The organism is Gordonia sp. (in: high G+C Gram-positive bacteria) (assembly GCF_049299075.1).
GTDB lineage: Bacteria > Actinomycetota > Actinomycetes > Mycobacteriales > Mycobacteriaceae > Gordonia.
Genome location: NZ_JBAQWU010000352.1, coordinates 1 through 13,490, shown reverse-complemented (window position 1 = coordinate 13,490; position 13,490 = coordinate 1). Strand labels below are relative to the sequence as shown.

General features: G+C 67.1%; 12 protein-coding genes and 1 tRNA gene. 8 read left to right on the top strand and 5 right to left on the bottom strand.

Annotated features, from left to right (window positions below; all coding sequences use genetic code 11):
• The 6 genes from WAW85_RS11185 to rdgB all read left to right on the top strand — a co-directional run.
• Positions 1–388 (top strand): rhomboid family intramembrane serine protease (locus WAW85_RS11185; RefSeq protein ID WP_422559682.1); only part of this gene is annotated, 388 nt, incomplete at its 5' end.
• 8 nt (positions 389–396) lie between these two features.
• A complete protein-coding gene (locus WAW85_RS11180; RefSeq protein WP_422559681.1) occupies positions 397–1,794 on the top strand; it encodes a hypothetical protein in 1,398 nt (465 codons plus the stop codon).
• Positions 1,787–3,154: a UDP-N-acetylmuramoyl-L-alanine--D-glutamate ligase gene (murD, locus tag WAW85_RS11175; protein ID WP_422559680.1), complete on the top strand. Its 1,368-nt coding sequence runs from the start codon at positions 1,787–1,789 to the stop codon at positions 3,152–3,154. Before WAW85_RS11180 ends, murD begins: the two co-directional genes overlap by 8 nt.
• 139 nt (positions 3,155–3,293) lie before the next feature.
• Positions 3,294–4,106 carry a cyclic nucleotide-degrading phosphodiesterase gene (locus WAW85_RS11170; RefSeq protein ID WP_422559679.1) on the top strand — a complete coding sequence of 271 codons (813 nt, stop codon included), beginning with the start codon at positions 3,294–3,296 and terminating at the stop codon, positions 4,104–4,106.
• 1,524 nt (positions 4,107–5,630) lie between these two features.
• The gene (gene rph, locus WAW85_RS11165; protein WP_422559678.1) at positions 5,631–6,386 is read left to right on the top strand and encodes a ribonuclease PH; all 756 of its coding nucleotides are present in this window, start codon (positions 5,631–5,633) and stop codon (positions 6,384–6,386) included.
• 20 nt (positions 6,387–6,406) lie between these two features.
• Positions 6,407–7,024 (top strand): RdgB/HAM1 family non-canonical purine NTP pyrophosphatase, encoded by a 618-nt coding sequence (gene rdgB, locus WAW85_RS11160; protein ID WP_422559677.1) that lies wholly within the window; start codon positions 6,407–6,409, stop codon positions 7,022–7,024.
• Between the two features lie 20 nt (positions 7,025–7,044).
• On the opposite strand, the gene WAW85_RS11155 is transcribed toward rdgB, so the two are convergent.
• The 3 genes from WAW85_RS11155 to WAW85_RS11145 all read right to left on the bottom strand — a co-directional run bounded on the left by WAW85_RS11155 (position 7,045) and on the right by WAW85_RS11145 (position 8,400).
• Positions 7,045–7,425: a DUF3817 domain-containing protein gene (locus WAW85_RS11155; protein WP_422559684.1), complete on the bottom strand. Its 381-nt coding sequence runs from the start codon at positions 7,423–7,425 to the stop codon at positions 7,045–7,047.
• Positions 7,426–7,430: 5 nt separating this feature from the next.
• The gene (locus WAW85_RS11150) at positions 7,431–7,802 is read right to left on the bottom strand and encodes a transcriptional regulator (RefSeq protein WP_422559683.1); all 372 of its coding nucleotides are present in this window, start codon (positions 7,800–7,802) and stop codon (positions 7,431–7,433) included.
• Between the two features lie 94 nt (positions 7,803–7,896).
• Positions 7,897–8,400: an iron chaperone gene (locus WAW85_RS11145; RefSeq protein WP_422559676.1), complete on the bottom strand. Its 504-nt coding sequence runs from the start codon at positions 8,398–8,400 to the stop codon at positions 7,897–7,899.
• A gap of 88 nt (positions 8,401–8,488) precedes the next feature.
• On the opposite strand from WAW85_RS11145, the gene WAW85_RS11140 reads away from it, so the two are divergent.
• Positions 8,489–11,053: an ABC transporter ATP-binding protein/permease gene (locus WAW85_RS11140; RefSeq protein WP_422559675.1), complete on the top strand. Its 2,565-nt coding sequence runs from the start codon at positions 8,489–8,491 to the stop codon at positions 11,051–11,053.
• Positions 11,050–12,786: an ABC transporter ATP-binding protein gene (locus WAW85_RS11135; RefSeq protein WP_422559674.1), complete on the top strand. Its 1,737-nt coding sequence runs from the start codon at positions 11,050–11,052 to the stop codon at positions 12,784–12,786. Before WAW85_RS11140 ends, WAW85_RS11135 begins: the two co-directional genes overlap by 4 nt.
• Positions 12,787–12,808: 22 nt before the next feature.
• On the opposite strand, the gene WAW85_RS11130 is transcribed toward WAW85_RS11135, so the two are convergent.
• Together WAW85_RS11130 and WAW85_RS11125 are read right to left on the bottom strand one after the other, a co-directional pair.
• Positions 12,809–12,893, bottom strand: a tRNA-Leu gene (locus WAW85_RS11130).
• 14 nt (positions 12,894–12,907) lie between these two features.
• Positions 12,908–13,399 (bottom strand): hypothetical protein, encoded by a 492-nt coding sequence (locus WAW85_RS11125; protein ID WP_422559673.1) that lies wholly within the window; start codon positions 13,397–13,399, stop codon positions 12,908–12,910.
• Positions 13,400–13,490 lie beyond the last annotated feature (91 nt).

Here is a 13,490-nt window from a genome sequence, read left to right as displayed (position 1 = left end):
GATCCCGGGCGCGGTCCTCGGCTTCCTGTTGCTGATGGCGGGCCGGTTCGTATCGGTCACCGTCGTCGTGTGGGTGGTCTCGGGGTTGGGCGTGTGGCTGCTGTCGCCGTCGAACTCGGTCACCGTGGGCGCCTCCGGGATCGTCTTCGGCTGGCTCACGTATCTGCTGGTGCGCGGGATCTTCAACCGAGAGTTCTGGCAGGTACTCGGCGGGCTGCTGCTGCTGGCGGTGTACGGCTCGATCCTGTGGGGCATGCTGCCGCAGGGTGGTGCGATCAGCTGGCAGGGGCACCTATTCGGGGCCCTGGGCGGGGTGCTGGCGGCCTGGCTACTGGCCGGTCGGGACCGCCGAGGCGGCCGGGCTGAGCAGACGCCGTTGCAGGTATGATCGCGTCCATGCCAGTGTCTGCGGAGTTCCTTCCCGCCCAGTACAACACCCTGGTCATCGAGGGTTACGAGGTTGACGGCGCCGCCCTGCGGACCCGTTACGCACTCACCGGCCCCGGGGTCAGTGTGCGCTCGTTCACCGAAACTTTCGATTTCGGTGAGATCGGCGTCGGGCGGCTCGGGGCGGTGCCCAACGAGCACTTGCTGCGGTTGCTCGCCATCACGGCCTGCGTGAGCTATTACAAGCTGGCCGCGCCAAGTCGGATCACCGTCGCCTTCGCCGCCACCGAATTTGAGTTGGACTATCTGCGTCAGCTGATCGGCGGTGGCCTGGGCGAGTTTGCCTATGAGAACGACCTGCCCGGCGCCCTGACGCCGACCGTCGACGCCGTCGAGGTCCTGACTGAGCTGCCGGGAGTCGGGAGTGACAGTTTCGACGTGGCCGCTCCTGCGCTGGTGCCGGTCGGCGGAGGGAAGGATTCGGTGGTCACCCTGGAGGCGCTGAAATCAGACGGACGACGACCCGTCGCGTTCAGCGTTAACCAGTATCAGCCGATCGACGACTGCATTTCGGTCAGCGGACTGGACGCGGTGCGTGTGCGACGCAAGCTTGATCCGAAGATGGGCGAACTGAACGCCGGTGGCGCGTACAACGGGCACATCCCGGTGACCGCGATCAACAGCGCGATCGGGCTGATTACCGCCGACCTGCTCGGACTGGGGCCGGTGATCATGAGCAACGAACAGTCCGCCGACATCGAGAACCTGAGGTGGCATGGCTTCGACATCAACCACCAGTGGTCCAAGAGCATCGGCTACGAGAACCTGCTGCGGTCGGTGCTCGGCGCGTACGGGCTCGATCCGGACCGATACTTTTCGCTGCTGCGGGCGCTGCCGGAGACGGCCATCGCCGACAAGTTTGCGCAGAACCCGCAGTATTTCGACGTCTTCGTGAGCTGCAACCGGTCGTTCGCGCTGGACCCGGCTCGTCGGACCCGGTGGTGCGGTGAGTGCCCGAAGTGTCTATTCGTGTTCGTGATTCTCGCGCCGCGCATCGGCAAGGACCGACTGGTCGAGATCTTCGCCGGCGATGTGCTGGACCGGCCCGAGCATCAGGAGCTGTATCGCGAACTGGCCGGCATGACCAAGCACAAGCCGTTCGAGTGCGTCGGCGACTACTCCGAGGTGGCCGAGTCGCTGGTCACCCTCATGGATCAGCCCGAGTGGGCCGACGACGTGCTCGTGAAGTACATGGCCGGCCACCGCCCGGAGCTGGAAGCGCGCGCCTCCGGTAAGGCCCCGATCATCGGCTCGGGCAACGTCCCTGCCGAGTACGCCGGGATCTTCGCCGCACTGACCGCCGATCATTCCGCCTCGGAGGCTGAGCGAGCTTCCATCGATGGTTGAGCCAGCGAAGCGGGTCGACACCACGCTGCCCCCGTTGGCCGGCGCCCGCGTGGGAGTCTGGGGATTCGGTCGCGAGGGCCGGGCGGTGACGGGCACCGCGATCGACCGCGGTGCGGCGGAGGTCATCGTGATCGACTCCGGCGTGATTGATCTCGACGTCTCAGGAGACGACTTCGGGTGCGAGGTCCAGTTGCTGAGCGGTGACGAACACCTGAACCGCTTCCTCGACTGCGATGTGGTCTTCCTCAGTCCAGGCGTGCCGTGGGTCCACCCGGTGCTCGCCGAGTTGCGGGCTGCGGGTGTGCCGATGTCGTCGGCGACGGATCTCTTCCTGGCGACCGAAGCCGACCGCACGATCGGGGTCACCGGAACCAAGGGCAAGAGCACCACGGCCTCGTTCCTCGCGCACGCGCTGACCCGGCTCGGCCGAAATGCGCTGGTCGCCGGGAACATTGGCCTGCCATTGCTGGAGGTGCCCGACGATCCCGAGCAGATCGTGGTGGCCGAGATGTCGAGCCAGCAGTGCGCCGTGCTGCAGCATTCGCCGCGCATCGCCGTCGTCACGAATCTCGGCGAGGACCATCTCAACTGGCACGGCAGTGTCGACGCCTATGTTCGCGCCAAGGCCGAGATCTTCGCGCGCGGCACCGAGATCCTGATCTGCGACAGTGCGGCGCTGACCCAGTTGCGGGACTTGAGTGAGCCGTCGATCGAGTTTCCGGCGACGGTGGTGACCGAGGACGCGATCATCGACCGGTGGCCGGCCAGCGCGGAGATCAACCCGCTGTCGCCGATGATCTACCCGCACAATCGGGCCAACGGGCAGCTGGCAGTGCTGGCCATCGAAGTGCTGCTGGGGCGGCGGCTGTCGACGGCCGAGATCGTTGATGCGATCGACACCTTTTCCGCGCTGCCGCACCGGCTGGAGCTGGTGGCGCAGACCGGTGGCAAATTGTGGATCGACGATTCGCTCGCCACGACGGCCGAGAGCGTCGTCGTCGCCCTCGCAGCGATGCCTGCCGAAAAGTCAGTTGCGGTGATCGTCGGCGGCTTTGATCGGGGGATCTCGTACGCCGAGCTCGACGAGTACCTGTTGTCCGGGGTGCCGAACGTGCACCTGGTGCAGATTCCGTCGAATGGGCCGCGGATCGGGGAGAGGTTCGCCGCCGAACACTCGTCCCGAGTGCACGCCGCCGACGATCTGGCGGCGGCGGTGCGGCTGGCTAGTGGTCTCGACGTCGACGTCGTGCTGCTGTCGCCTGGTGCGCCGAGCTACGATTTCTACCGCAACTTCGAGGAGAAGTCGGCGGCCTTCACGCGTGCCGTCGACGACGTGTCGGCGGCTGATGGGTCGCGATAGCCTGCTGATCGACGATCCGCGGGCCATCAAAGGATGCCAGCTTCGTCGCGGACGGCCGACCCGGGTTAGCAGATGACACGATGAGCAATGGCGGGGGTTTGCGAACGGTCTGCTCCGCCGCCGTGGCAAAGTGGCATTCATGCGTTTGACGGTCCTCGGATGCTCCGGCAGTGTGAACGGCCCCGGGGCGCCGTGTTCGGGTTATCTGCTGCAGGCTGATGGACACGACCCGGTGCTCGTCGATTGCGGCCACGGTGTTTTCGGCGAGTTGCTGCAGCATGCGAATCCGAGCAAGGTGGCGGTGCTCCTGTCACATTTGCACGCGGATCATTGCCTCGACCTTCCGGCGATGCTGGTGTGGCGACGGTGGGCACCGGCTAAGGCCACCGAGCGGTCGATGCTGTGCGGTCCGCCCGGCACGGCGCTGCGCATCGGTGCGGCGGCCTCGGAGTATCCGGGCGAGATTGACGACATCACCGACACTTACGACGTTCACGAGTGGGCCGACCGCAGGGTGGTGACGGTGAACGGCTTGATCGTCGAACCGTTTAAGGTGTGCCATCCGCCGGCGACGTTCGGGTTGCGAATCACCGGTCCCGAGGGGGAGGTGTTTGTCTACAGCGGCGACACCGGCTACCACGATGTCGTGGTGGAGTTGGCGCACAAGGCCGACCTGTTTCTGTGCGAGGCATCGTGGACGCATGACCCGGCGGTCCGCCCGCCAGACATGCATCTGTCGGGAGTGGAAGCCGGCGACCTCGCCATGCGCGCCCGCGTCCGGTCGCTGGCCATCACGCACATCGTCCCGTGGGTCGAAGCCGAAGCCATTCTCGACGAGGCCAGCGGCGTCTACAAGGGCCCGCTGCAGTTGGTCCACCAGGGCCAGGTCATCGAGATCCGCCCGCCCTTCTCCACTGACACTCCCGCCGCTGGCGTCGAGTACACGGTCTGACTCCGGACTCCTTCGTGCCCTCCGAGCTCCCGCGCCCCTGCTCCCTGAGCGTCCCTGCTCCTTGCGCGCCCTTGCTCCTTGCGCGCCCCTGCTCCTTGCGCGCCCCTGCTCCCTGAGCGTCCCTGCTCCCTGAGCTTGTCGAAGGGTCAGCTGCCCACCTCGATGGTTGAGCCGGGCTGAGGAACGAGGCCCGTGTCGAAACCGGCTCACGAGCCGCACACTTAGTTGGACGGCTGTCGGATCAACTCTGGCAGCGGCACGTCTAGCGCATTGTTCAGCGCGATGAGGGTGCTCGGGCGAGGAGTCGCCAACGTTTCCTCAACATCATCAATGTCGGAGGGGCGTCGTACATTACATACACGAACAGTCGTGCGATATATCTCGCGGGTTGTTCGCACAACTTGATAGGTGCCGGAGAAGGCGTGCGGCGCCATGTGTGCCCTGTGGTTGTGGGGCGTTTGAGAAGTTCATATTGGTTGCGCGGCCCGCGGGGCCCGGGTTGTAGGCGTTCAGCATCGGGCTGGTGCCGTGGCGATTGATTGCGGTCGCGACACTTGCGACGCGGCCCCGGGGCCGTGAGGGGTGATGATTTGCGCCCTCATCGCTGCGGTGCTTCGGTGTCCGGCCGGTCGGGGTGTGTCGCGTTTTTCTATTCCTTCGAGCATGAGGGGGATTCATGCAGACAACAGCAGAAGTATTGACCGAGTTCGTCGACAGTTTGTCTGAGGAACTCACTGCCCGCCCCGAAGGTGGGTTTACCGAGGCCTCGCTGGGAGAGTTCTTTGCCGGGGCACGTACGGTCAGCGACGACAGCGAAGTGTTGGAGTGTGTGGCCGCATTGGTTCAGGCCTGGAACGTGATCGATCACGCGATCGCGGTCGGGACCGCCGCGGCCGAACGGATGGCCATTCCCATTCGCAAACGTGTCCGGACCGGTGGAGGTTCGGATGGACCTCGATGTGATGGCCGGGGAAGAGCTGACGGCGGCGTTGGAGCCGCTGTCTCGGCCAGTTCCGGAGCCGGATGGGTCGGCCGATATGCGGTCGGTCAACCGCCGGAACGCCGATGCGTTCCGGGAGGTGCCGTCCAGTTATTTGTCGGGGTCCGAACGCCCGACCTCCGGTGGTGTCGGCGTCGTTGCGATTCGGTGGTTCGATCACCGGGGCTCCAGTCACGCGCTGCGATGCCCACCACATGATTGAGTGGCAGCACGGTGGTCAGACATGCACCGACAACGGTGTGCTGCTGTGCCGGCTCCACCACGGCTGGATCCACCAGTTGGGGTGGGAAGTATTCCTCGGCCACGACGGGCGCCGGTGGTTTAAGCCGCCGGTCGACCCGCAGCACCCTCACCGGGTGCGCGAGGCGATCCCCTCGTACTGGCGGCGCACGCTGAACTTGTCGCACGTGCCGGCCGCGGCCTGGCAGACCCGCTGCGGGGAAGCAGCAGCGAGCGGGTCGTCTTCGCTACGGTCGCCAATCCTCCCGCTGCCGAGCGCAGGCGCGGGGGATACAGTGATCGGTGTGACGACACGAGTAGACGGCCGCGCCGACAACGAGCTGCGCCCCATCACCTTCACCCGCGGTTTCACCTCCAACCCGGCAGGTTCGGTGCTGGTCGCCTTCGGCAACACCCGCGTGCTGTGCACGGCGTCGGTGACCGAGGGCGTGCCGCGCTGGAAGCGCGGCTCCGGAGAAGGCTGGCTGACCGCCGAGTACGCCATGCTGCCCGGTGCGACGCACGAGCGCTCCAGCCGTGAATCTGTCCGCGGCAAGGTCGGTGGCCGCACCCACGAGATCAGCCGCCTGATCGGGCGCTCGCTGCGTGCCTGCATCGACCTGTCCGCGCTCGGCGAGAACACCATTGCCATCGACTGCGACGTGTTGCAGGCTGACGGCGGTACTCGCACCGCTGCCATCACTGGCGCCTACGTGGCCCTCGCCGACGCTGTCACCTGGCTCGGCGCCGCCGGTAAGCTCGCCGATCCGCAGCCGCTGAGTTGCGTCATCGCTGCCGTCAGCGTCGGTGTCGTCGACGGCCGCGTCCGGCTCGACCTGCCGTACGAGGAAGATTCCCGCGCCGAGGTCGACATGAACGTGGTCGCCACCGATGCGGGCACCTTCGTGGAGATCCAGGGCACCGGTGAGGGCGCCACCTTCCCGCGCGGCACCCTCGACAAGCTGCTCGACGTCGCCGTCGACGGCATCGCCACGTTGGTCGAGGCGCAGCGCACCGCGCTCGCCGAGCCGTACCCGGGCGAGCTCCCGACGGCCGAGTGACGGGCGGGGGAGGCGCCGCTATGGGCACGATCCTGCTCGCCAGCAACAACGCCAAGAAACTCGCCGAACTGCGCCGCGTGGTGGAGTCCGCCGGGATCACCGGGCTGGTGGTCCTCGGCCTTGGCGACATTGACCCGTACGACGAGCCCGTGGAAGACGGCGCGACTTTCGACGAGAACGCGCTGATCAAGGCGCGGGCCGCGGCTGCGGTCACGGGTCTGCCGTCTCTGGCCGACGACTCCGGACTCACCGTCGACGCCCTCAATGGCATGCCCGGCGTCCTTTCCGCACGATGGAGCGGCGGTAAAGGGGACGACGCCAACAACGAGTTGCTGCTTGCACAGTTGGCCGACGTGCCGACCGAGCGTCGCGGTGCCGCCTTCGTCTCGGTGTGCGCGCTGGTCGACCCGAACGGGGAGGACGCGGTCGCTCGCGGCGAATGGCGCGGCACCGTCGTCACGGCGCGGCGCGGCGCGAACGGCTTCGGTTACGACCCGCTCTTCGTTCCTGACGACAGTGTCGCGGCTGGCCGCACGTCCGCGGAACTGACTGCGGCGGAAAAGGATTCACTCAGCCATCGTGGCCAGGCGCTCGCCAAACTGGTGCCCGCACTGCGCGCGCTGGCGGTCGTGAACTGAGCCGCGCAGGAGGGTGAACGTCAGACGTCGAACGTCGCTTTGACGTCCTTCGCGCGGATGTGCTCGAACCAGAAGCTCAGGAACGGCACGGTGCCAGCCAGGCAGGTGATCACTGTCTTACCCGGCGACCACCGGACCTTCATAGCGAGATCGACCGTGGTGATCAGGTACACGACATAGATCCAGCCGTGCGCGATGGCGATGAGTGGGAATCCTGCTTTGTCGAAGCCGTACTCCGCGATCATGTTCGCGACCAGCAGGAGCAGCCAGACACCGGTGATCCAGGCCATGACCCGGTAACGGACCAGTGCGGCCTTGATCTTGTCCTTCGGTGTGGTCACGGCCGACGTGGCGTCCGCCTCGGTATTCTGGGCAGCGGAAGCCTGGGCAGCGGGGGTCAGCTCGGTCACGACGTTTCTCCTCGTTGGTGTGGGCGGTCGAGCTCGGAGAGGTACCGGTTGTACTCGCTGAGCGAAGGATCCTGCTCGCTGCTGGTCAACGCACTGATGCTCGAGTCCGCCGCCGTCGGACGCTCCGGCAGGATTCCTGCAGCGATCTCGGTGGGCCCGTTGCGATTACGCTCCTTGACGACTTCCTCCGGATTGGATTCCAGCACCACGAAACGCCGGTACGCCCAGAAGATAGCCACCGCGAACGCCGGCCACTGCAGCGCATACCCAAGGTTCTGCGCGGTGCCCGACGCCGACTCGAAACGCCCCCATTGCCACCAGCCGAGAGCCAGGCACGCGCACGAGGCGATCACGACGAGCGCGATCATCGCCGGGCGATGGCGCGTGGGAGCGGGACTGTTCACACATTCGACGGTACCTGCTCCGCCGATGTGATCTGCGCCCCGTCGTCGTCCAGGGTGGCTATAGCGGGGCGCCGTAGGATCGCAAGATCGCGATCGATTTGGGCCCAACGCCGTGGAGGGCGAGTAGTCCGTCGGCGTCACGACCGGCCAGATCGGACCAGTGGGTGATCCCGACCTCGGCGAGCGCCGAGGAGGCCGGTCGCCCGATCGGCGGCAGTGACTCGCCGACGACGGCAGCCCGGTGCGCGATGATCGCCCCCAGCAGATCTGCGTCGAACGGCTGGTCAAGCGGGAACCGGATGGAGCCTTTGGTCCTCGTGTAGTCGCTGAGCCGGTCGGCGAAGTCGACCAAGGCATCTCCGGCGGCGTACACGCCCACGTGTTTGGCGAAGCCGCCGAAATAGATCAGCGGCCGCCCGTGCAGCTGGAATGACAGCAGTCCGTAGCTGATCCCCTCCTTGGCTGTCGGCGCCAGCGCAGTCGTCCATCCGCGCAGCAGCTGCAACCGCTTCCGCGTTTCGCCATCGAACCGGGCGAGGTAGTCGTTGACCGGGGCTGTCATGAGGCTCAGGGTACGTGTGAGACCGCGAGTGCATCGCCTGCGTCACCATGAGTAAGCTGACCCTTACTTGCGCGGGAATGGAGACTGCATGGGTAAGGGCTTTCAAGGTGCGGTGATGCGTGCGCTCGGTGCCAAGGAGCATCTGGCCACCGTGATCACGGTGGAGCAGATTTCGTCGGCGGTCATTCGCATCTCCTTCGTCAGCGACACGCTGCTGTATCCGGACGGTGAGAAGCCCTCGGCGTGGGTGCGCGCCTGGTTTCCGGATGTGGAAGGCGGCAGCAAACAGTCCCAGCGTGGCTACACGCTGATGGACCCCGACCCGGCGACCGGATGTTTCTCCGTCTGCTTCCTCGTCCACGAGCCCGCAGGCCCCGCGTCGAGCTGGGCCCAGCACGCCCAACCCGGCGACGAACTCGTCGTGCAGCGCATGGGTGGCGACGGCTGGGAGCTCGACGATCCGCAGCCCGCCGGCTACCTCGTCTGCGGCGACGTCGCCGCATGGCCGGGCATCCGCTCGATCCTGCAGGGCGCACCGGTCGGCGTGCCCATCCGGGCGTTCATCGAGTACACGCACGACGACGATCGGCAGCTGGACCTGCCTGCGCGGCCCGAAATCGACCTTACGGTGACCTGGGTGCCCGGCCGCACCGACGGCCGCGCGCTGGTCGACGCCCTCGGCGATGCCGACTACCGCGGCTGGAAGTCGTGGGTCGCCGCCGAGAGCAAGGCCACCCGGCTGGTGAAGTCCAAGCTTTCCGGCGAGCACGGTCACAACAAAGGCACCATGCACGCCCAGGCCTACTGGATCGCCGGGCGGGCCATGGGTAAACATGCCGACGCTGCGGATCTGGCCAACGCCGCCGAAGCCGAGACTGCCGCCGTAGCACTCGAAGCCGATCCGGCATTTGCCGCCGGTCCGCTGCCGACCGCCCCCGCGGTGGCCGACGAATCAGTGCTGCGCCCGGCCCGCCCGGCCTTCATTCTGTCCGGCTTCATCGCGCTCATCCTGGCGGCGTTGGCCGTCGTCCCGCTCGTGCTGTTCGCCGAGCTGGCCCAGCGGTTGGTCGATGGCGCCGATCGCCAATCACTCGTCGGCCTGGCGGTCACCGGACTGCTGGTGATGGTCATCGGTGCCGTGTTGAGCGCGCTGCTGATCACCGTCCTGCACTTCTACGATCAGCATTTCGCAGCGGCGCTGCGGCGCAAGGTATTGGCGAAGTTCACTCGGCTGCCGCTGGGCTGGTTCCTCGGCCGCCGCCCGGCCGAGGTCCGCACGCTGGCCCAAGACGACATCGGTGCCCTGCACTACCTGGTCACCCATGCCGTCGTCGACCTGGTCACCGCCGTCATCACGCCGCTGGTGATCATCGGCTACCTGTTCTCGGTCAACTGGACGCTCGCGCTGGTGCTGTTGATACCGGTCGTCATCTACGTCGTGATGATCATGCAGATGGCCGCGGGCGACCGCCCGCGTCTGACCCGCATGCTCCAGTGGAATGCCGTGCTGCCCGGCGAAGCCGAGCGCTACATCGGCGCTCAGCCGGTCAGCCGCGTCTTCGGTGACGGCGCGACCGTCGACCTGCCCGGAGAGGTACGTGCCATGAGCGACTTCCTCAAGGATTGGCAGCACGTCACGATCGACCGCAAGAGCATCTTGCTGCAACTGAACCGTCCGATGACCTCGATGGTGATCGTCGCCCTCGCCGGTACTGCCCTGATCGTGGTGGGCTGGACGCCGGCCGGCGCGATCTTCCCCTTCTTGATTCTGGGTACCTCGTTCGGCGACCGGCTGATCGCCGCCTCCTACGCCGCCAACGGACTCCGTGAGGGTACGGCGGCCACGGCCTCACTCGACCTGCTCCTCACCACGCCCGAACTCGCGCAGGTGTCCGAGCCCGCGGCGCGCACCCCGGGTGTCGGTCCGGCAGCCGTCCGCTTCACTGATGTCTCGTTCGGCTACACCGCCGGTCGCACCGTGCTCGACGGTTTCTCGCTCGACCTCCCGGCCGGCGGCACCACCGCGGTGGTCGGGCCTTCGGGTGCGGGCAAATCGACGGTGGCGGCGCTCGCCACTCGTCTTTGGGATCCCGACACCGGTTCGGTAACGCTCGACGGCGTCGACTTGCGCTGCTACCGCGAGGACGAGCTGCGCAAGCAGATCGCCGTCGTCCTGCAGGACGTCCAGCTGGTGCGCGGCACCATCGCTGAGAACATCGCCCTCGGCCGACCGGATGCGACGCGCGCGGCGATCGTCGAGGCGGCGCGGACCGCGCACATCGCCGAGGTGATTGAGGCGCTGCCCGACGGCTATGACACGCACATCGAGCGGGACAGTCTGTCCGGCGGACAACGCCAGCGTCTCGCGATAGCACGCGCCATCCTCGGCGATCCGCGACTGGTAGTTCTCGACGAAGCCACCGCGGCTGCCGACCCAGACTCGGAATGGGAAGTGCGCCAGGGACTTTCGCGACTCCTAGCGGGCCGCACGGTGCTCGTCATCGCCCACCGTCTGCATACTGTCGCCCATGCCGACCTGATCGTCGTGCTCGACGAAGGCCGCATCGCCGAAAGCGGCACCCGGGACCAACTGCTCGCCGCCGGAGGCTTGTTTGCCCGGCTGCATGATCGCGCCATGGAGGCACTCGCATGATCTACTCCGATCTGGTCGCGGTCACCGGCCCCGCAGCCCGCCGCGACCGGGCCGTCTTCCTGGCACTGACGGTGACCTCCACCGTCCTGCAGGCCGCCTCCGTGATGACGCTGATCCCGGTACTGAACGCACTGTTCAGTGACCGCCCGGCGCACGCCTGGCCGTGGGTGGGCCTGCTGGTGGTGCAGCTGATCCTGGCGTGGACCGTCGATATCGTTGCCACCCGCGCGGGCCTCCGACTGGGCTTCGCGCTGATCGATTCCATCGAATCGGCCGGACTTTCGGCGATCCGGCGCCTGGATCCGGCCGAGTTGCACGGTAAGCGCGCCTCTGCACTCCGCGACCTTGTCAGCACCGCGATCTCCGAATCGGTGTCGGTGGTGGTGCTGCTCGGCTCGCCGCTCATTCGCGCGCTGCTGTTGACGCCCCTCCTGGCATTGCTGTTGCTGGCGGTCTCGTGGAAGCTCGCGCTGGTGGCCTTGGCTGGCGGCCTCGCGATGTTCGCGGCGCTGGTGGTGAGTCGGCGGGTGGTAGTGCAGTCCGAAGACGCGTACGCCGACGGCAACCGCGAGCTCGACGACCAGGTCCTGGAGTTTGCCTGGGCGCAGCCGACACTGCGCGGTGCTGGTGTGGGCACCGGCACGCTCGATAACGTCGTGGCCGGTTCTCGGGCCCGCGGACTCAAGCTGCTGGCGTGGCAGATTCCCGGAGAGATCCTGTTCTCCGTCATCATGCAGCTGGTGCTGCTGGCGTTCGGGGTGACGACCGGGGTGCTGTATCTGAACGGGGAGATCTCCGGGATCACCGCCGCCGCGATGATCGTCGTGCTGCTGCGCATCGTAGAGACCACCGGCTCGTTGTCACTGCTGTCCACACCGTCGGCCAGTGCAGCGCGGGTGCTCTCCGAAGTCCGCGGGCTCGTCGACGAAGAAGCTGCCGCCGGTGGTCCTGCGGTCGCTGCCCTCCCGGTCGGCGACGGCCGGGCCCGCGCGCTGACCGTTGCCGGAGTCGACTTCACCTATCCGGACGGCACTCGTGCACTGAATGACGTACAGATAGTGGTGCCCGCGGGCGAGATCACCGTCGTGGTCGGCGGCTCCGGCTCAGGCAAATCGACGCTACTCGACGTGCTCGCCGGGCTGCGGGATCCGTCCGCCGGTGCAGTGCTCCACGACGGTGGGCCGACCACCGCAGCGCAGCGTCTGGCCGAGGGGTCGGTGGTCTTCCAGACCACCGCGCTTCGCCCCGGCACGCTCCGTGCAAATATCGGCGACGTCTCCGATACGGCACTGGCTCAGCTCGCCGGAAGTGCGCAGCTCACCGAGCTGCTCGAGACGTTGCCGGCGGGCTGGGATTCGCGTGTGGGGGAGGCAGGCAATGCGCTCTCCGGTGGCGAGCGTCAGCGCGTCGGACTGGCCCGCGCATTGGCCAAGCGCGCCGGCGTGCTCCTGGTCGACGAGGCCACTTCCGCCCTCGACGCGATCACCGAACGGGCGGTCGTCGACGCGCTCAACTCAGTGCGCGGCCAGCGCACCATGGTCATCGTCACCCACCGCCCGGCACTGGTCGCCCTGGCCGATCAGGTGGTGGTGCTCGATCGCGGCCGGGTTGCCGACGCAGGCAGCGTTGACGAACTCCTGGCGCGCGGCGGGGTCTTCGCCGAGCTGTGGAGCCGCTGGCGCGAGTCGGAGAGCTGGCAAGTCAAGGAGAGCTGGCAAGTCAAGGCGGACTGACCGCGGCCGGGGCCAGCCGTTGTGGTGCGCAAGAAGGGACTTGAACCCTCACGTCCGAAGACACTGGAACCTAAATCCAGCGCGTCTGCCAATTCCGCCACTCGCGCGTGCGACGATCAGATTACCTGGTCCGGCGTACCAGTATCGCGGCGGCCGGTCGGTCGTCGAGGGCACGGTACTCGTGGGTGCCGTCGGTAGAGGTGCAGGACTGACCGGCGGACAGTTCGGTCTTGCCGATACCGAGGCGTCCGGCGGTGACCAAAAGATGCTCGGTGCCGTCCGGCCACGACTGGCCCACCGCCGCGGGCTCGAGTCGAAGATGGTAGATCCGGGTATTCACACCGTCGTCATGGTGGGTGTCGAGCAGCCTCAGGCTGGCGCCCTGAGCCGCCCCCTGAGCTTGTCGAAGGGTCGCGCCGACGATCGCACCCTGAGCCTGTCGAAGGGTTGCCCCCAGCACCGTTAATGCCGTGAGCGCCCAGCCTCCGCCCTTGCCGGACTCGTCCGGAGTGTCCTCGGTGGCAACTGTCAGTGCGCTGAGCGAAAGATTTCGCGCCAAGCGCGCTTCTTCGAGTCGCGCGCCGAGGAGTCCGTGGAGTTCGCTCTTCGTCACGCCGACGAGGTTAGCGCGCCGCCCGCCTGGTCGTCGCGGCGGGAGCGGTCGCCTGCGGCGCCACGGGCTTGGTCGCCTGCGGCGCCACGGG

Excerpts from the sequence above, each read along its gene's own strand:
- WAW85_RS11140 (WP_422559675.1), top strand. The coding sequence starts at position 8,489 with ATGGGTAAGGGCTTTCAAGGTGCGGTGATGCGTGCGCTCGGTGCCAAG.
- WAW85_RS11145 (WP_422559676.1), bottom strand. The coding sequence starts at position 8,400 with ATGACAGCCCCGGTCAACGACTACCTCGCCCGGTTCGATGGCGAAACG.
- rdgB (WP_422559677.1), top strand. The coding sequence starts at position 6,407 with ATGGGCACGATCCTGCTCGCCAGCAACAACGCCAAGAAACTCGCCGAA.
- WAW85_RS11180 (WP_422559681.1), top strand. The coding sequence starts at position 397 with ATGCCAGTGTCTGCGGAGTTCCTTCCCGCCCAGTACAACACCCTGGTC.
- WAW85_RS11135 (WP_422559674.1), top strand. The coding sequence starts at position 11,050 with ATGATCTACTCCGATCTGGTCGCGGTCACCGGCCCCGCAGCCCGCCGC.
- WAW85_RS11150 (WP_422559683.1), bottom strand. The coding sequence starts at position 7,802 with ATGATCGCGCTCGTCGTGATCGCCTCGTGCGCGTGCCTGGCTCTCGGC.
- WAW85_RS11170 (WP_422559679.1), top strand. The coding sequence starts at position 3,294 with ATGCGTTTGACGGTCCTCGGATGCTCCGGCAGTGTGAACGGCCCCGGG.
- murD (WP_422559680.1), top strand. The coding sequence starts at position 1,787 with ATGGTTGAGCCAGCGAAGCGGGTCGACACCACGCTGCCCCCGTTGGCC.